This is a genomic window from Pseudomonas sp. GW821-FHT07G10 (genome assembly GCF_059418545.1).
Genome location: NZ_JBWKQB010000015.1, coordinates 25,888 through 42,639 on the forward strand (window position 1 = coordinate 25,888; position 16,752 = coordinate 42,639).

Consider the following 16,752-nt stretch of genomic DNA (forward strand, 5'->3'; position numbering starts at 1 on the left):
AAGGAAACGACATGTCTCAGTTTTTTATCCGACGCCCGAATTTTGCCTGGGTCGTCGCGTTGTTCATCATGCTCGCCGGTCTGCTGGTCATTCCTTTGCTTCCGGTGGCCCAGTACCCGGTCGTCGCGCCACCGCAGATCACCATTACCGCCAACTACCCGGGCGCCTCGGCGAAAGTCCTGGTGGATTCGGTCACCAGCGTCATTGAGGAAGAACTCAATGGCGCCAAGGGCCTGCTCTATTACGAGTCCACCAGCAACTCCAACGGTACCGGCGAGATCGTCGTGACCTTCGAGCCCGGGACCAGCCCACCGCTGGCCCAGGTCGACGTCCAGAACCGGATAAAAAAAGCCGAGGCCCGCCTGCCCAAGGCTGTGCTCGATCTGGGCCTGCAGGTCGAGCAAGCCAGTTCCGGCTTCCTGATGATTTACACCCTGAGTTACAAAGGCGACAGCGCAGGCAAAGACACCGTGGCCCTCGCCGACTACGCCGCGCGCAACGTCAACAATGAAATCAGTCGCGTCAACGGTGTCGGTCGGCTGCAGTTTTTCGCGGCTGAAGCCGCCATGCGGGTCTGGATCGACCCGCAGAAACTGATCGGTTACGGGCTGTCCATCGACGATGTGAATGCGGCGATCCGCACGCAGAACGTCCAGGTACCGGCCGGCAGTTTTGGCAGCACTCCCGGCTCGTCACAACAGGAGCTGACCGCGACCCTGGCGGTCAAGGGTACCTTGGACAACCCAGAGGAGTTCGGCCGTATCGTCCTGCGGGCCAAACAGGACGGCTCGACTGTGCGCTTGGCCGACGTGGCGCGCATCGCCGTGGGCAGTCAAAGCTACAACTTCGAGTCGCGCCTCAACGGCAAGCCTGCCGTTGCCGCCGCGGTGCAACTCGCCCCCGGCGCCAATGCCATTGCAACCGTGGCGGCAGTCAAACAACGCCTGAACGAACTGTCAGTCAACCTGCCCAGCGATGCCGAGTTCTCCGTTCCCTACGACACCTCGCGCTTCGTCGACGTAGCCATCGAAAAGGTGATCTACACCCTGATCGAAGCCATGGTCCTAGTGTTCCTGGTGATGTTGCTGTTTCTGCAGAACATCCGCTACACGCTGATCCCCGGCATCGTGGTGCCGGTCTGTCTGCTGGGCACGCTGACCTTCATGTACTTGCTGGGTTTCTCGGTGAACATGATGACCATGTTCGGCATGGTGCTGGCCATCGGCATCCTGGTGGACGACGCCATAGTGGTCGTAGAGAACGTCGAGCGGATCATGGCCGAGGAAGGACTCAGCCCCGCGGCGGCAACCGTCAAGGCGATGGGCCAGGTGTCGGGTGCAATCATCGGCATCACCCTGGTCCTGTCGGCAGTGTTCATGCCGCTGGCCTTTATGTCCGGGTCGGTAGGTGTGATCTATCAGCAGTTTTCATTATCGCTGGCAGTGTCCATTCTGCTTTCGGGTTTCCTGGCCCTCACCTTCACCCCGGCGCTGTGCGCCACTCTGCTCAAACCCATCCCGGCCGGGCATCACGAAAAGCGCGGTTTCTTCGGCGCGTTCAACCGCGGTTTCAACCGCCTCGCAAATCGCTTTGAGCGCCTCAACAGCACCTTGGTCAAACGCACCGGGTGCTACATGTTGATCTATGCGGGCATCGTCGCCCTGCTGGGCTTTTTCTACCTGCGCCTGCCCGAGTCTTTCGTCCCCGTCGAGGACCAGGGTTACCTGATTATCGATGTCCAGCTCCCTCCTGGGGCCACCCGTACCCGCACTGACCAGACGGCCCGAGAACTGGAACGCTACATGATGTCCCGGGACACCACAGCCTCGATGACCATGTTGCTGGGTTTCAGCTTTTCCGGTCAGGGCGAAAACGCCGGCATCGCCTTCCCGACGTTGAAGGATTGGTCGGAACGCGGCAAGGGGCAGTCAGCAGCGGATGAGGCGGCAGCCTTCAACCAACGGTTTGCCAGCCTGAATGACGGCACCGTCATGGCTGTGAGCCCGCCGCCGATCGAGGGCATGGGCACTTCCGGCGGCTTCGCCCTGCGCCTGCAGGATCGCGCTGGACTGGGCCGAGAAGCCCTGTTGGCAGCGCGTGACCAGTTGCTGGGCAAGGCCAACGGCAATCCGAAGATTCTCTACACGCTTATGGAAGGTCTGGCTGAAGCACCGCAGTTGCGCCTGGATATCGATCGGGAGAAGGCCCGAGCGCTAGGGGTGAGTTTCAACTCGATCAACAACGCTCTGTCAACGGCGTTCGGCTCCACGGTGATCAATGACTTCGCCAACGCAGGCCGCCTGCAGCGCGTAGTGGTGCAAGCCGAACAGGCCGCCCGCATGACGCCCGAAAGCGTGCTCAAGCTGTATGTCCCCAACGACAGCAACGCCTTGGTGCCCCTGAGCGCGTTTGTTTCTACCCGCTGGGAGGAAGGCGCGGTACAGATCGCCCGCTACAACGGCTACCCGGCCATCAAGATCGCCGGAGATGCGGCGCGCGGCGTCAGCACCGGCGAAGCCATGGCCGAGCTGGAACGCCTGGCCGCCGAACTTCCAGCGGGTATAGGTTACGAATGGACCGGCCTGTCCTATCAGGAGAAGGTCGCCAGCGGCCAGGCCTTGACGGTCTTCGCCTTGGCCTTCCTGGTGGTGTTTCTGTTGCTGGTCGCGCTCTATGAGAGTTGGGCCATCCCGTTGACGGTGATGCTGATCGTACCGGTAGGCGCTCTGGGCGCCGTACTGGCCGTCACTGCCGCCGGCATGCCCAATGACGTCTACTTCAAGGTCGGCCTGATCACCATCATCGGCCTGGCGGCGAAAAACGCGATCTTGATTGTCGAGTTTGCCAAAGAACTGTGGGAGCAAGGCATGCCCGTACGCGAGGCGGCGATTCAGGCCGCGCGCCTGCGCTTTCGCCCCATCGTGATGACCTCCATGGCCTTCATCCTCGGTGTCGTGCCGCTGACCCTGGCCACCGGAGCCGGCGCTGCCAGTCAGCGGGCCATCGGCACCGGGGTGATTGGCGGCATGCTCAGCGCCACCTTGCTGGGGGTGATTTTCGTCCCGGTGTTTTTCGTCTGGGTGCTGTCCTGGCTGCAACGCAAACCCCAATCATCAGTCTCTGGCGAAACCCGGACCACGGAGTAACCCCATGCAGTCGAATAACTTCCGCTGGTCCACCGTAGCGACACTGAGCGTCGTACTGGGGGGCTGCTCGCTGGCCCCTGATTACCAACGGCCCGAATCACCGGTTGCGGTGCGATGGAGCGACGCTTCAGCACAAACGCCCGGCACCGCAGCCGTCGATGCCGACGCCCTGAATTGGCAAGCCTTTATCGTCGATCCGCAGCTGCGCCTGCTGGTGGTGGCCGCCCTGAACAACAATCGCAGTCTGCGCCAGGCGTTGCTGGACATCGAAGCGGCGCGGGCCCAGTACCGGATCCAGCGCGCCGACCGAGTACCGTCGCTCAACGCGATCGCCAGCGGCAATCGCCAGCGCCTGCCCGGTGACCTTTCAACCACAGGCAACCCGCAGGTCAACAGCACTTATCAGGTCGGCCTTGGGCTGAGCGAGTTCGAGCTCGATCTGTTCGGTCGAGTGCGCAACCTGTCCGACGCGGCGCTGGAACAGTACCTCGCGACCGCAGAAGCAACACGTGGCACACAGATCGCCCTGGTGGCCGAAGTCACCCAGGCCTACTTGACCCGTGACGGCGCACAACGGCGCCTGGCACTTACCCGACAGACCCTGGAGACGCGCATGGCCTCGCTGGAACTGGTGACCCAGCGACGTAAGGCCGGCACCGCCACTGCACTGGATTATCAAGAGGCCCTGGGGCTGACCGAACAGGCCCGGGCCGAACTGGAGAGCACCGATCGAGAGCTGCGCCAGGCCGGGCATGCCCTGCAACTGTTGATCGGGACCCAGGATGCAGCGAGTTACCTTCCCGCCAGACCGCAGGATGAGCTGTTGGTGGTGCAGGACATTGAACCCGGCACCTCGTCGACGCTGATCGAACGGCGCCCGGATATCCTCGCCAGCGAACACCGACTCAGGGCGCGCAATGCCGATATCGGCGCCGCCAGGGCGGCCTTCTTCCCGCGCCTGTCGCTGACCGGCTCGGTCGGCAGCTCCAGCAAGGAGTTGTCCGGCCTGTTCGACGGCGGCTCGAATGCCTGGACCTTTGCCCCGAGCCTGTCACTGCCGATCTTCGCCGGCGGACGTAACCGCGCCGGTCTGGACCTGGCCAAGGTGCGCAAGGATTCGGCAGTGGCCAACTACGAAGGCACTATCCAGAACGCTTTCCGCGAGGTCGCCGACAGCCTCGCCGCCACTGACACGCTGCGCCGCGAGGAAGTCGCCCGCCAGGCACTGGCCGATTCCAGCCAAGAGGCACTGAAACTAGCCAAGGCCCGCTACGAAGGGGGAGTGGATACCCATCTGCGCTACCTGGATGCCCAGCGCAGTGCCTTCAGCGATCAATCCACGCTGATCCAGGTCAGCACCGAACGGCAGATCGCACTGACCAGCCTGTTCAAAAGCCTGGGCGGTGGATGGCGAGCTGATGCAGCCGAAAATCGCAATCAATAACTGAGCCCGGCCACTTATCGTCAACCACCCCCAGGAGGGTCAATGCACACTGAAAGTGATTATCTGAAGATCGGTCCCGGCGAGCTCGACGCAACTTCTCTAGCGGAGTTGATCCAGGGGCAGTCCTTGCCCCTCTGGTTCACCGGCGTCGACTTCAGCGGTCAGGATCTGTCGCGGGTCAATCTGCAAGGCGCACGCTTCGAGCGCTGTCTCTTCTCAGGCAGCAATCTGACCGCGGCAAAGCTCGATAATACCGAGTGGCTGAATTGCCGAGCAGCGCAAGCAATGTTTCGCTCGGCAACCTTGGTAGACGCCAAGTTCATCAGTTCCGATCTGAACAATACCCAGTGGCAGCACAGCAAGCTGGCTCACGCCTCCTTTGACGGCTGCAAGCTGACGGGCGCCAATTTCATTGACACCTCAACCCTGGGTTTAAGTTTTTCCGACTGCGTGCTGCGCAGCGCCTGCCTGTCCGGCCTTTCATTCTACAAATCGCAACTGCGAGGCCTCGACTTTGCCGACGCCGACCTGAGTTACTGCGACTTTCGTCATGCCGTCTTTCTTGAGGGGGGAAGCTTGTCGTTGGCTCGGGTCAATAATGCTCGCTTTGACCAGGCTGATTTGCGGGAGGCGAGTCTGGATGGACTGCGCCTTGTCGATGCGAAGATGTTCAAGGGCGCGATTATCTCCAAAAGCCAGGCGGCGATGCTGCTATCAGGTTTAGGCCTGACAGTGTTGTAGCGCGGCTCTGTCGTTTACATTGCTCATAGGAATTGAGCCGCTGGCAACCCACAGTCAGGCGGCGATCGAATTGTTCGAGCGTCAGGGTTTCCAAAACACCAAAGAACAGATCGCCAACCAGACCGGGGTCTTGGTGTCCGAGGTCTTCAAGTACTTCGGCAACAAGCAGGAAATCATGCTGGACATCCTGCGCAATGCCGACAAACTTGCACTCCAAGACCTTCGAAACCCTATCCAGTCAATGGACAATTCTAGTTATTAGTTAGCCGTTGAAATTCCGCAACATTCTCGGCTGTGATAAGGCGATAGGGAATAAACACACTTCGTTCAACTGCTTTTTTATCAATCATTTTTATGGCAGCCTCCAGAGCACCTTCTGATTGACCTCTAGCATCCTGGAATACGGATACCGTCATGAGGCCTCGTTGAATCGCGGCCAACCCGTCGGGAGTACCGTCAACCCCTCCAACAAAAACTTCCTTTACGCCTGATTGACGTAGTGCCATGGCCGCCCCAATCGCCATTTCATCGTTATTTGATAAAATCGCGTCAATTTTTTTACCGGCCACCAACCAATTATTTGTAATATCCATACCCTTTTCACGGAGCCAGGAACCACTCTGCTCCTCGACTACATTAATATTCGGATACTTGGCCAGGACCTCCTTAAAACCAGCCGTACGACTGTGAGTTGCATTGTTGGCCAAGTCCCCCAACAAAATGGCCACTCGACCTTTGCCATCCAGCTTCTGAGCCAAGAATTGCGCTTGCATTCTCCCAGACTCCTTGTCATCAGAGGTCACTGTTACTACGCCGTTAGGCAGCTGAGGCTTATCGGGTCTCCGGTTAAGGTAAACCAACGGAATTCCTGCTTTGACGGCCGATTCAGTAATGGCGTCCGTGGCACCGGTATCCACCGGATTGACTATGACGGCATCGACTTTCTGGCTAATGAAGCTCTGAACCTGGTTTAATTGTTTGACTACGTCATTCCGTGCATCTTCAAACTGTAGATCCACCCCTTCCTTTTTGGCCCGACTGCTTAAATAATTTCGCAAGGCCGTTAGATAAGTATCATCAAATGTCGGCATACTGACACCGATTCTGAGCTCAGCCAGCACAGAAGTACTCATCAGCAGCAACATCGCAGAAGCCAGCACGCGAGACTTGATATGCATATTTACAACTCCTATTTTTATTGTTGGTGTTTGTACGTTATCAAAACAATTAGAGCGCAATAAAAAAGAGGCTATCGGGGGTATTTATCAGATCGCAGTGTCGCGCAAACCCGGGCCATCACGGCGCCGCATCAGTTCCTTGAGGCGTTTGCGCAGTAGCGCCGATTGATACCAGTGGGCCGATACCAGGCTTTTTTCCGCCGCTCGGGCGACTTCGGGACCGGTCAATCGGTAGTCACGGGATAAAGGCTGGATGACATGTACAAAAGCCAGACTGGGTTCGGACATGTTCTTATTCTCCGCAAGCTTGATGGTTTCAGGCGCTTGCATGGATGTGGAATCACATCGCTGGAGAAAATATAGGGGACCGGGAAATTGCACTCAATCCCTTGCACCGATTCCCTATCAAGCTTTCATCCGGCCCCTATAGAGCTTGATAGTTTTCTATCAAGGCACTCCTGGGGCTCGCCATGAACAGGCGCACACGCCCCACCATCACGACCGTCGCCGAGCAGGCCGGCCGGCCTGAGTGTCGCGACCGTCGACCGGGTGTTCAACACCCGTGCCCCGGTCAATCCGCAAACCGCCGAGCGAGTGTTCCAGGCAGCCGAGGCAGTTGCGAGAGCGCGCTCCGGCGGCCTTCCTTCAGGCTCAGCCTGCGGAACTCGACCCAGTGATTGAACACCGCTTCGAAGGTATGCTCTGCCACGCTACGAACAGCACGGCGTTGCTGTTTACGGTGCTCATAGGGATTGATGCCTTGGGCAACCAAGGCACGTGCCTCATCACGACGGATACGCGCTTCTTTGAGGCTGATTTGCGGCTTGCAGGTGTCTTGTAGCCGCTGCCGAAGGCTGCGCCAAGGTCCGAAGGACCTTCTTGCGAGAGCTCCGAAGGATCTTTCGCAGCCAAAAGCACGACCGCTTCGCGCTCGAGCGCAGCCTGTCGGCAGCGGCTACAGGATTTGCGCAGTCATCTGGTTTTCATGACTGACTAGTATTAGGCCAAAGCCTCTTTTCTCAATGCCAGACACAAATCACGCGCACACAAAAACGCCACTCTATTGAGTGGCGTTTTTGTAAATCCTGGAGTGGGAAACGAGACTCGCATCTGGCGTCCGACCCATTGAAATCTAACGGGTTTCTTTTATTCCTGAAGTAGGAAAAGACTCAATTCTGGACTTGTTTTTTGGGTGTATCAAGAACAAAAAAGGAGTGATCCCAAGCCACGCTATTGGATTCTACCCATAGCCACCCGGACGCACGATTATCAACCTGGCGGTGTCAATTGCACAGAATCAACAGGAGATGAGTCCTCACCAAAAATACATTTCACGTCCACCGCAAGGGTCTTACGTCATTTAAAACACGATAACGACACGGGCTCCTGGACAAATATCCAAACAAAACTCAATAGAAACCCTAGGCGTCGGCAAAGCATTCGGTCCGGCTGACAAGCAAACTTCCGGTAATGAGTAGCGCCACATTGTCGCCTGCGGACCTCCCTGCTACCGGAGCGCCCTTGGCCAAGCCCTCGAAACGCCCCATGGCAGGTCTCGCTGGCATTTTCCTCGCGGCCATGATGGCGGGGTTGAACAGCCGCGTCGGCGCATTAGCGCTGGCAGATGTGCGCGGTGCACTCGGTTTTGGCCTCGACGACGCCTCCTGGCTGACCACGGTGTACAGCGCCGGGGAATTGATTGCCATGCCATTTTCGGCGTGGTTTGCCATTACGCTCTCGGTCCGTCGCTTCGAACTGTGGATACTCGGTACTTGCACGCTGCTGGCGCTGATCCTGCCCTTCATCGTGGAATATGGGTTGGCCCTTGTAGGAAAAGCGGCTGGTACCGTCAGGCATTAGCCCTTTGCCCTGAGTCGCACGAATTTTCTGGTAGAGATTGGTCTTGCCGGACATGCAGGATTTGCACTTGCCGCATTCCGGGGGTGTAGAGCGGGATCACGTGATCGCCCACCGCCACGGAGGTAACGCCCTCGCCAATGGCCTCGACGACACCGCCGCCCTCGTGACCGAGGATAGCCGGAAAGATACCTTCCGGATCGGCGCCGGACAGGGTAAAGGCGTCGGTATGGCAGACACCGGTTGCGATAATGCGGACCAGCACCTCACCGGCTTGCGGAGGCGCCACATTGACTTCAACGATTTGCAGAGGCTGGTTGGCCGCGAAGGCTACGGCGGCTCGCGATTTGATTATTATCTTTATTCCTGGGTGCCAAGGGGTACTTCGCAATTGGGCGAAGAAAGAACATGAATGGGATTGTGCTGACGGGGATCACGCAAAGTGATGCTGCAACGATGGTAAGAGACAGGGCATCCATGCCCCTATAGCGAGCTAGAGCGTTGCGTCGATTTTTTTCGCAGCAGCTTCACTTACCCAGGTGTGCCAGATTTCCGGGTGCTCTTTGAAGAAAATTTTGGCCAGCTTGGGAGAATCAATGTGCTCCTTGGTCATCCGAGCCAAATTCTGATTTAACAGGTCGATCGGCAGATTGACCTTCTCCAGCACCGTAACCAGTTCTGGCGCCTGCTCGTGGAAGACGCTAGACAGACCCACTTTGATGCTGATCTTTTTGTCGATGCCCGGCTTCTCTTCCAGCTTGACCAAATCGACTTGCCCCATCAACGGCGTCGGCGACCAGTAGTAGAACAGAATAGGCTCGCCACGCTTGTAGCTCGACAGGACTGCGGCATCCAGGGCCGGGCCGGTACCTGGGCGGAAGTTGGTGTAGCTCGCTTCGAGGCCGTAACTTTTAAGCATTTCGCTGTTTTCCAGTTCGCAGGTCCAGCCGGCCGGGCAGTTGTAAAAACGGCCCTTGTTCGGCTCTTCCTGATCCTTGAAAAGTTCGCCGTACTGGGTCAGATCGGCGATTTTTTTCAGGTCCGGAGCCTTGGGTTTGAGGTTGCGTTTAACATCGCCCTCGACCACATAACGCGGCACATACCAGCCTTCGGTTGCACCGATAATCGGTGCACCGACACCCACTACCTTTCCGGTATTGGCTGCCTTGTTCCAGACCTCACTTCGACCAACCCACTCTTCAGCTAACACTTGAATGTCGTTGCTGCTCAAGGCGTTCTCCATGGTGATGGAATTGCCCGGCAACGTATCGATATCACAGCCGTAGCCATCCTTGAGCACTATCTGCAACACGTCGGTGAGCAACATGCCGCTTTCCCAATTGAGCCCGGCGAATTTCACCGGTTTACCCGACTCGCACCAATTGGCGGCCTGGCTCGCAGCACTACCAACCAACAGACCAACGGAAAGCAAAGGGACTACCAGACTTTTTTTGATTTTCACAATCGCACGCTCCAACACAGTGAACAGGGTTATGGCAGTGCAAGTGTTCGCCACGTCAGTGGCGAACATCTGTCATCAACGTGAAACTCAAGCTCCTTGATGTATCGTCGGGAACCAATCTTCGCGCAGTCTCTGACCGGTCTGCATCGCATGCCCTGGATACGGTGGAGAGGTCCGTCCTGGACGCTCGATGTAACGTATATCGTCGCCCAGCCAGCGAAGCGACAACACACGTCGACGCTGCGCTGACGCATTGCCTCTGGCGCCATGTACCGTCCGAAAATCGAACAGCACCGCATCGCCAGGTTGCATCTCCCACTCCAGTACGTGCATGCCCTCTTCCGTGTCGGGATTGGGCGCGTCCCGGAATCCGTCTGCGTCCCTGTAAAAATCGCTTTGATCGGCCCAGTGGACGGGTTTTATCCCTTTCTCCCAACGATGTGAGCCTGCAAGAAGTCGCAGCGTCGACTCGCGTACCGGGTCCACGGGTATCCAGAAACTGACGTTCTGGTTGCCTTCGACGAAGTAGTAGGGAATGTCTTGATGCCAGGGCGTGGCTTTCTGCGCACCTGGCTCCTTGACCAGCACATGGTCATGGAAGAACTGCGCCGAACGCGAACGCATCACGGCCGCAGCGACGGAGGCGGCAGGTGACTGCTCCACCATTGCACGAAACTCTGGAATACGCTGCCAGTTGCAATAGTCATCGAAAAAGCCGCCCGGCTTGTCATCCTTCTCGACGTATCTACTGGCATAAACGCCCGGCTCGGCGAGGTTACGTTCAATACCGGCGGCGATGGTCTCGATCCAGCCACTGAAAATGCCGCGCAGGCAGACCGCTCCATCGCGCTGAAAGGCCTCGATGTCTTTTTCATTAATGGTGTATGAGCTGTGTGTCATGACCTGAAACTCCCAGAAGCAAAAAATAAAGGTGGGCGCAGGACAAATATTTCATGACACTCAACAATGATAAAATAATATGTATTGATTTATCACCCAAGAAAATCTTATGAAGTTCAGCCTGCGACAACTCCGTTACGCACTCGCTGCAGCCAAACACAGCAACCTCACGCTGGCTGCCGAAGAGTTGCACGTTTCCCAGCCATCGATCTCCACCGCCATTACCGAATTGGAGACCCTTTTCGGCCAACCACTCTTTGTTCGCCAGCGCGGGCTCGGCGTGTCCCTGACCCCCTTCGGCCGCACGGTGATGGCCCAGGCAAAACGCGTCTTGGCCGAGGCTCGGACCTTTTCGGATATCGGGAGCAATAGCAGCGAGTTTGCCGGGGAACTGGTACTGGGGTGCTACGAGGACCTGGCTCCATATTGCCTGCCGCAGATTCTGAGACGCCTCCAACAAGACTATCCTCAGGTCAATGTCGATATGCGCGAAGGCGGGTTCGACTATCTGGGCAAGCGTCTCGCTGAGGGCACTTTGGAGCTGGCGTTGACGTACGATCTGGGGTTGCCGGCAAATATGGAATGCATAGAGCTATGCCAGCTGACCGCCCATGCCCTACTGTCTGCTGATCACCCGCTGGCAAATGAGACCCGTGTCAGTCTGGCAGCGCTAAGCGAATGTAATCTGGTGGTGACTGATCAAATCCACAGCTGGCAGCACGTGCTGGACCTGTTCAACTTCTATGGACTCGCGCCCGACAGCGTCCAGCGCACACACAGCTTCGAGTTTCAACGCAGCCTTGTTGCAAACGGATTCGGTGTGGCGCTGACCTATACCAGACCCTTCGGCGACCATAGCTACGATGGTCAGCCTCTGGTCTGTCGTCCCATACGGGAAGAGCTGCCCGCTCAGCGCATCGTCTTAGCCTATGATCAGCGCTACCCTTTAACGCCACCTGCTGAAGCGTTCAAAATGCAAGCCGTGACCTGGTTCAAGGAACGACTGCCGTTTGCGTCAAATTGAATATTCCGCAGGGGCCATCCGCATCCAGCACGGCTCGTCCGGATGAAAACCGGACGAGCCATTGGTTCAATGCCTCGTCTTGCGCTCCAGTAAACGCACGCCGAGTGACAGCGGATAACACAGCGCAAAGTAGATCACGCCCACGAGGATGTAGATCTCCAGCGGCATGAAGTACACGCTACTCAAGTCCTGAGCCCGCAGCATCAAATCCGGCGCCGCGATCAGCGAGGCAACCGAGGTATCTTTCAACAGCGAGATCGCCACATTGCCAATCGGCGCCAGCACAATACGAATGGCTTGGGGCAACACAACCCAGCGCAACACCTTGAGATGAGGCATACCAATCGCTTTCGCCGCCTCCACCTGCCCCTTGGGCACCGCCTCCAGACCCGAACGGTAAATCTCCGACAGGTAGGCGGCAGCGTTCAGCCCCAACCCGATCATCGCTGCCTGGAACGAGCTGAACTGAACGCCGATTTCGGTCAGGCTGAAATAGACGATGAACAACTGCACCAGAGCCGGAGTACCGCGAAACACTTCGATGTAGATCAGCGCCGCGCGCCGCAATGCCCGATTGCTCGAGAGTCGCGCCAGCGCCACCAGCAGACCGACGATCAAGCCAATGACCAGCGCACCGAATGCCAATTGAAGAGTGGCCCAGGCCGCTGCAAGAAGTTCGACATGGGTTGCTTCCCACAGGTCGCCATAGCCCATATCAATTCTCCTTGACGACTTTGAGCCGCCGTTCGGTCCGCGCTGCCCAGTGGGAAAGTACCAGGCTCAACACCAGGTAGATGATCGCCAACAGGAAGTAGATCAGGTTGGTCTGGTAGGTTTCGCTGACCAGCATCCGCGCCTTGAAGGTCAGCTCCGGCACCGCCGCCGCTGACGCCAGAGACGTGTCCTTGAGCAGGCCAATGGCGAAGTTGGCCATCACTGGAATGGCGACCTTGAACGCTTGGGGCAGCACGATGATGCGCATCGCCAGGGAGCGGGTCATGCCGATGGAAAACGCCGCTTCGCTTTGCCCACGATCGATGGTGCGGATGCTCGAACGGAACACTTCCGAAAGAATCGCCGCACCGTTGAGACCAAAACCAATGATCGCCGCACCAATCGCCGGCAACGTGATTCCGATGTAGGTGAGCCCGAAGTACAGAATGAACAGCTGGGTCAGGATCGGTACGTTGCGAAACACCTCCAGGTACACGCTGGCGATCAAGCTCAGCACCCGGCTGCGCGAGAGCCGCATCAGCGCCAGGCAAAACCCCAACAGCGCAGCCACAACGAACGCAGCGGCGGTCAGACCGACGGTGGTCAGCGCCCCGATGCCCAGTGGAAAGTGCGTTCTACATGACGCCCATGGCCGGCCGCCTGAGGGTGGCGGGCACAGTGGAGCTCGGCTCGATCAATGACCCGGCCAATCCCAAGCGTTTCGATTACCTGGAGCGACACGTGCGCCGGGTTATGGGTCTGACCGAACCGGTGGCCCGCAAGTGGCTTGGGTTCCGCCCGTCCCTGCCCGACTCGTTGCCAGTGATCGGCCCATCGCCGAACGAACCACGACTGATCTATGCCTTTGGCCATCAACACCTGGGCCTGACCCTCGCCGGGGCGACCGGCCAGTTGGTCGCGGACTGCATCGCCGGCAAGGCGCCTGGCTGGCTGGACAGTTTTTCCGTGCAACGCTTCTAAACCGCGCTATTCCACAGGAGAGCAATTGATGCCAACCATCGAACGCAAACACACCAATCAGCGCATGAGCCAAATTGTCATTCACGGCAACACCGTGTTCCTCGCCGGTCAGGTCGGCGAAACCCACCACAACGTCGCCGACCAGACCCGCGATGCCTTGGCACGGGTTGATGCCTTGCTCAAAGAGGCTGGCTCGACGCGGGAGCATTTGCTGCAAACCACCATCTGGCTGGCCGACATGGCGGACTTCGACGCAATGAACGCAGTATGGGACGCCTGGGTACCGAAGGGGCATGCCCCGGCTCGTGCCTGTGGCGAGGCGAAACTGGCTGACCCACGGTTGTTGGTGGAAGTCATCGTCTGCGCGTCGAGGAAGTGAACTCTCAGGACGTTCTCATACGTTTCAAATGTCAAGTACGGCCGATAGATGCCTTCAGTGAAGGGCAGCAATCGGCCCAGATTGTCAAAAGCTCGAAACCTGGTAGCACTCTGTGGTTGCGAATCACTTCTTGCTAGCGGGCTGCGCAGCTATCAAGGAGTCAGTAATTTCCTCTTGTGCTCTCCCTCGGCCAATCAGCCAGCGTTGAAATGCCCGACATTGCGCTTTCTGCAGAGTGTTAGGGTGCCAACTCAGGTAATACGGCGAGGGAAGAGGCATGGCTCGCTGCCAGGGAATGATCAAGCGCCCTTCATCGATGTCACGGGCAATCATGGAAAACTGCGCCAGCACTATTCCTTGGTGATCGATGGCGGCTTGAATAGCCATGCTGGACGAAGAAAAGCTACGACGTATGGCAATCGTCTGCTCGACGGCAGCGCCTCCCAGCTCAAACCATTCGGCCCATGAGGGGGGTGAGTCAAATTTCGGCCGCGAATCGATACGGATAAGTGGGTATTGGAGCAGGTCAGCGGCATGCTCCACATTGCCTGGATGGCCTAAAAGCGTCGGTGAGCATGCCGGTACCACACAGTCGCGGAACAGTACAACGCTATGCCCGGCATATTGGCCGGGTTCGCCATAGCCGATACGAAAATCTGCGTTTTCCTCCTCCGAAGTATCCGCCAGCGTGCCATCCAGATAGATGTCGAGATCACCATCCTCATGCTGCCATTCGTAGGTGAGAGGCGCCAGCCACTTGGTCATGAGAGAAGGCAGGCCACTGACATACAAATTGTTGGGGTTTTTCGAACGCTCTACTTCGGAAACAGCGGCTCTCAATTCTTCAAATGCTATAGAACACCGCGCATGAAAACGCTGGCCAATGGCGTTCAGTCGCAAGCGCTGTCCCTCCTTGACCGTCAAGCTCATGCCCAGCGCCTCATCAAGCAACTTCATCTGCTGACTCACCGCGCCCACGGAGATGTTCAATCGCTTTGCGGCTTGGGATATACCGCCGCAGTGACCGACGGTTTCAAATATTTGAAGTGCTCGTAAGGGAGGTAAGCGACTCATGGCGATGCGAAAGTCTCGAAAGCATTTTATGTTTAGAAATTCTATTAAAACTGACAGAAATTACCATATTTTCTTCATATCAAAACCGCTTTAGCCTTCTCCCACGCTCAATCGAGCGACGGCCTGGCCGGTCCAGCCCCCCCCTCAATCATTTCGTTTCTCGGGAGTTCGCAATGAAAGCTCATCCTCAACAGATCACTCAGGTAGTCCTCGGCGATAGAGAGCCCTCCATCGAAGAGTTTGTCGCGGTAGCCCGTTATTCGGCCAAAGTGTCGTTTTCGGAGACCTACAAAAACCGCGTGAAAAAGTCCCGTGGCCTGGTGGAGCGTTTCCTCGATGAAAATCGCCTGGTCTATGGGGTGACCACCGGGTTCGGCGATAACGTTCGGCATGTGATTTCTCCGCAGAATGCCAAGGAGCTCCAGGTCAATATCGTGCGCTCCCACGCCGTCGCCGTGGGCGAGCCGCTCAAGCGTGAGCAGGTTCGTGCGATCCAGTTGATGGTTCTGATCAGCCTTGGCAAAGGTTTTTCGGGGGTGCGCCTGGAGTTGCTGGAGCTGATTGCCGCTCTGCTCAACAACGAAGTCGTGCCGTTTGCGCCTGGCGAGGGTTCGGTGGGCTATCTGGCCGTCGAGGGGCACCTGGCCTTGGTCCTGCTGGGCGAAGGCCAAGCCAGGGTCAATGGCGGCGAATGGGTGGATGGCGCCACCGCGCTGGAACAGGTCGGCCTGCAACCGACGGACCTGCAGTGCAAAGAAGGCCTGGCCATGCTCAATGGCACCATGTCGGTGACCGCCATCGCCATTCTGGCCCTCTATAACGCCATGCAAACCGCCTCGCTGGCCGACGTCGCCGCGGCCCTCTCCCTTGAAGCGCTGAAGGGCACGATTCGGGCCTTCGATCCGCGTTATCACTCGATCAAGGCACACAAGGAGCAGGCGCAAACCGCCAGGGATATAAAGGCGATGCTGCATGACAGCCAACTGATCGCCGAAAACATCGACTACCGGCTTCAGGACGCCTACAGCCTGCGCGCCATTCCCCAGGTGCATGGTGCTTCGAAAAGATTCATCGATCACGCCCGAGAAAATATCGAGAACGAAATTCACTCCTCAGGCGATAACCCGATCATCTACCCGCTTGAGGACGGTGACGGCATTGCCATCTCAGGCGCCAACTTCGACGGCAGCTACATCGGCATGTCAGCGGATTCGTTGTGCGTGGCGCTGGCCAACCTGGCGAAGATTTCCGAGCGCCGTATCGACCGTATGGTCAACTCACACTTCAGTGAAATGCCGGCGTTCCTGGTGCGCAACCCGGGCCTTAACAGCGGGTACATGATCCTTCAATACACCGCGGCTGGCCTGTACGCGGAAATGAAGACGCTGTCGTTCCCCTCCTCTGTCGACAGTTTCTCGACCTGCGGCAACCAGGAGGATCTGGTCAGCCTCGCCTACAACGCCGTCATCAAGGCTTACAAGGTTTCCGAAAAACTGGAGTCGGTGCTGGCGATTGAACTGCTGGTGGGTTGCCAGGCCTTGGACTTCCATGATGTGCACAAGGCCTCCAGCGTCACCAAGGCAGTTTATGATCTGGTGCGTAGCCGAGTACCGGTCGCCGACAATGATCGTGCATTCTATTCGGACATGATGAGTGTCACCGAACAGGTACGTAGCGGTGAAGTACTTGCCACGGTGCTGAAAAACCTGAAGTAAATTTGTTGTACTCCAAGGCTGTCCATTGGTTGTCAAGGGTATGCGTTTCTCTGCATTTCGACGACTGATGGATTGCCTTGGGGCCGAGCCTGGATCTGTATCAGCGTTTTCGGAAGCGATGTGGGGCACCTCCTCAA

General features: G+C 57.7%; 14 protein-coding genes and 5 pseudogenes. 10 read left to right on the top strand and 9 right to left on the bottom strand.

Going from position 1 to position 16,752, the window contains the following annotated elements; genetic code table 11:
- The first annotated feature begins 11 nt into the window (after positions 1 to 11).
- The 4 genes from AC07O1_RS17310 (at position 12) to AC07O1_RS17325 (ending at position 5,593) form a co-directional block, all read left to right on the top strand.
- Entirely contained in the window at positions 12 to 3,146 is a 3,135-nt protein-coding gene (locus tag AC07O1_RS17310) for a multidrug efflux RND transporter permease subunit (protein ID WP_495089499.1), read from the top strand.
- Between the two features lie 4 nt (positions 3,147 to 3,150).
- The gene (locus tag AC07O1_RS17315) at positions 3,151 to 4,590 is read left to right on the top strand and encodes an efflux transporter outer membrane subunit (RefSeq protein WP_495089500.1); all 1,440 of its coding nucleotides are present in this window, start codon (positions 3,151 to 3,153) and stop codon (positions 4,588 to 4,590) included.
- A 42-nt stretch (positions 4,591 to 4,632) separates the two neighbouring features.
- Positions 4,633 to 5,331, top strand: a complete 699-nt coding sequence (locus AC07O1_RS17320; protein WP_495022522.1) for a pentapeptide repeat-containing protein — start codon at positions 4,633 to 4,635, stop codon at positions 5,329 to 5,331.
- A gap of 70 nt (positions 5,332 to 5,401) precedes the next feature.
- Positions 5,402 to 5,593 carry a TetR/AcrR family transcriptional regulator gene (locus AC07O1_RS17325; protein ID WP_495089501.1) on the top strand — a complete coding sequence of 64 codons (192 nt, stop codon included), beginning with the start codon at positions 5,402 to 5,404 and terminating at the stop codon, positions 5,591 to 5,593.
- Here AC07O1_RS17325 and AC07O1_RS17330 read toward each other — a convergent pair.
- Both AC07O1_RS17330 and AC07O1_RS17335 read right to left on the bottom strand, forming a co-directional pair.
- Positions 5,583 to 6,509: a sugar ABC transporter substrate-binding protein gene (locus AC07O1_RS17330; protein ID WP_495089502.1), complete on the bottom strand. Its 927-nt coding sequence runs from the start codon at positions 6,507 to 6,509 to the stop codon at positions 5,583 to 5,585. The two genes, AC07O1_RS17325 and AC07O1_RS17330, sit on opposite strands and share 11 nt — an antisense overlap.
- A 90-nt stretch (positions 6,510 to 6,599) precedes the next feature.
- Positions 6,600 to 6,797: pseudogene (locus tag AC07O1_RS17335) on the bottom strand (fatty acid desaturase); the annotation flags it as partial.
- A 182-nt stretch (positions 6,798 to 6,979) separates the two neighbouring features.
- On the opposite strand from AC07O1_RS17335, the pseudogene AC07O1_RS17340 reads away from it, so the two are divergent.
- A pseudogene (locus AC07O1_RS17340) lies at positions 6,980 to 7,127 on the top strand (LacI family DNA-binding transcriptional regulator); the annotation flags it as partial.
- On the opposite strand, the pseudogene AC07O1_RS17345 reads toward AC07O1_RS17340, so the two are convergent.
- Positions 7,114 to 7,335, bottom strand: a pseudogene (locus AC07O1_RS17345) (integrase arm-type DNA-binding domain-containing protein); the annotation flags it as partial. The pseudogenes AC07O1_RS17340 and AC07O1_RS17345 overlap by 14 nt on opposite strands.
- A gap of 719 nt (positions 7,336 to 8,054) precedes the next feature.
- On the opposite strand from AC07O1_RS17345, the gene AC07O1_RS17350 reads away from it, so the two are divergent.
- The gene (locus AC07O1_RS17350; RefSeq protein ID WP_495089572.1) at positions 8,055 to 8,369 is read left to right on the top strand and encodes a hypothetical protein; all 315 of its coding nucleotides are present in this window, start codon (positions 8,055 to 8,057) and stop codon (positions 8,367 to 8,369) included.
- On the opposite strand, the pseudogene AC07O1_RS17355 reads toward AC07O1_RS17350, so the two are convergent.
- The 3 genes and pseudogenes from AC07O1_RS17355 to AC07O1_RS17365 all read right to left on the bottom strand — a co-directional run.
- Positions 8,307 to 8,721 (bottom strand): annotated as a pseudogene (locus AC07O1_RS17355) (alcohol dehydrogenase catalytic domain-containing protein); the annotation flags it as partial. The gene AC07O1_RS17350 and the pseudogene AC07O1_RS17355 sit on opposite strands and share 63 nt — an antisense overlap.
- A 138-nt stretch (positions 8,722 to 8,859) precedes the next feature.
- The gene (locus AC07O1_RS17360; RefSeq protein WP_495089503.1) at positions 8,860 to 9,828 is read right to left on the bottom strand and encodes an ABC transporter substrate-binding protein; all 969 of its coding nucleotides are present in this window, start codon (positions 9,826 to 9,828) and stop codon (positions 8,860 to 8,862) included.
- 87 nt (positions 9,829 to 9,915) lie between these two features.
- Positions 9,916 to 10,728 (bottom strand): phytanoyl-CoA dioxygenase family protein, encoded by an 813-nt coding sequence (locus tag AC07O1_RS17365; RefSeq protein ID WP_495089504.1) that lies wholly within the window; start codon positions 10,726 to 10,728, stop codon positions 9,916 to 9,918.
- Positions 10,729 to 10,837: 109 nt separating this feature from the next.
- On the opposite strand from AC07O1_RS17365, the gene AC07O1_RS17370 reads away from it, so the two are divergent.
- Positions 10,838 to 11,752: a LysR substrate-binding domain-containing protein gene (locus tag AC07O1_RS17370; RefSeq protein ID WP_495089505.1), complete on the top strand. Its 915-nt coding sequence runs from the start codon at positions 10,838 to 10,840 to the stop codon at positions 11,750 to 11,752.
- Between the two features lie 66 nt (positions 11,753 to 11,818).
- On the opposite strand, the gene AC07O1_RS17375 is transcribed toward AC07O1_RS17370, so the two are convergent.
- Together AC07O1_RS17375 and AC07O1_RS17380 are read right to left on the bottom strand one after the other, a co-directional pair.
- On the bottom strand, positions 11,819 to 12,466 hold the full coding sequence (locus AC07O1_RS17375) for an amino acid ABC transporter permease (protein WP_495089506.1): 648 nt from the start codon (positions 12,464 to 12,466) through the stop codon (positions 11,819 to 11,821).
- Between the two features lies 1 nt (position 12,467).
- The gene (locus AC07O1_RS17380) at positions 12,468 to 13,145 is read right to left on the bottom strand and encodes an amino acid ABC transporter permease (RefSeq protein WP_495089570.1); all 678 of its coding nucleotides are present in this window, start codon (positions 13,143 to 13,145) and stop codon (positions 12,468 to 12,470) included.
- Here AC07O1_RS17380 and AC07O1_RS17385 point away from each other — a divergent pair.
- Together AC07O1_RS17385 and AC07O1_RS17390 are read left to right on the top strand one after the other, a co-directional pair.
- A pseudogene (locus AC07O1_RS17385) lies at positions 13,073 to 13,447 on the top strand (NAD(P)/FAD-dependent oxidoreductase); the annotation flags it as partial. The gene AC07O1_RS17380 and the pseudogene AC07O1_RS17385 overlap by 73 nt on opposite strands.
- A 28-nt stretch (positions 13,448 to 13,475) precedes the next feature.
- The gene (locus AC07O1_RS17390; protein ID WP_495089507.1) at positions 13,476 to 13,826 is read left to right on the top strand and encodes a RidA family protein; all 351 of its coding nucleotides are present in this window, start codon (positions 13,476 to 13,478) and stop codon (positions 13,824 to 13,826) included.
- Between the two features lie 123 nt (positions 13,827 to 13,949).
- On the opposite strand, the gene AC07O1_RS17395 is transcribed toward AC07O1_RS17390, so the two are convergent.
- A complete protein-coding gene (locus AC07O1_RS17395; protein ID WP_495012151.1) occupies positions 13,950 to 14,900 on the bottom strand; it encodes a LysR substrate-binding domain-containing protein in 951 nt (316 codons plus the stop codon).
- Positions 14,901 to 15,073: 173 nt separating this feature from the next.
- On the opposite strand from AC07O1_RS17395, the gene AC07O1_RS17400 reads away from it, so the two are divergent.
- Positions 15,074 to 16,615, top strand: a complete 1,542-nt coding sequence (locus AC07O1_RS17400; protein ID WP_495089508.1) for an HAL/PAL/TAL family ammonia-lyase — start codon at positions 15,074 to 15,076, stop codon at positions 16,613 to 16,615.
- Positions 16,616 to 16,752: the final 137 nt, after the last annotated feature.

Bases quoted from the DNA above. Each gene is read 5' to 3' on its own strand.
- AC07O1_RS17330 (WP_495089502.1), bottom strand. From the start codon at position 6,509: ATGCATATCAAGTCTCGCGTGCTGGCTTCTGCGATGTTGCTGCTGATG.
- AC07O1_RS17315 (WP_495089500.1), top strand. From the start codon at position 3,151: ATGCAGTCGAATAACTTCCGCTGGTCCACCGTAGCGACACTGAGCGTC.
- AC07O1_RS17395 (WP_495012151.1), bottom strand. From the start codon at position 14,900: ATGAGTCGCTTACCTCCCTTACGAGCACTTCAAATATTTGAAACCGTC.
- AC07O1_RS17375 (WP_495089506.1), bottom strand. From the start codon at position 12,466: ATGGGCTATGGCGACCTGTGGGAAGCAACCCATGTCGAACTTCTTGCA.
- AC07O1_RS17370 (WP_495089505.1), top strand. From the start codon at position 10,838: ATGAAGTTCAGCCTGCGACAACTCCGTTACGCACTCGCTGCAGCCAAA.
- AC07O1_RS17320 (WP_495022522.1), top strand. From the start codon at position 4,633: ATGCACACTGAAAGTGATTATCTGAAGATCGGTCCCGGCGAGCTCGAC.
- AC07O1_RS17310 (WP_495089499.1), top strand. From the start codon at position 12: ATGTCTCAGTTTTTTATCCGACGCCCGAATTTTGCCTGGGTCGTCGCG.
- AC07O1_RS17400 (WP_495089508.1), top strand. From the start codon at position 15,074: ATGAAAGCTCATCCTCAACAGATCACTCAGGTAGTCCTCGGCGATAGA.
- AC07O1_RS17365 (WP_495089504.1), bottom strand. From the start codon at position 10,728: ATGACACACAGCTCATACACCATTAATGAAAAAGACATCGAGGCCTTT.
- AC07O1_RS17350 (WP_495089572.1), top strand. From the start codon at position 8,055: ATGGCAGGTCTCGCTGGCATTTTCCTCGCGGCCATGATGGCGGGGTTG.
- AC07O1_RS17390 (WP_495089507.1), top strand. From the start codon at position 13,476: ATGCCAACCATCGAACGCAAACACACCAATCAGCGCATGAGCCAAATT.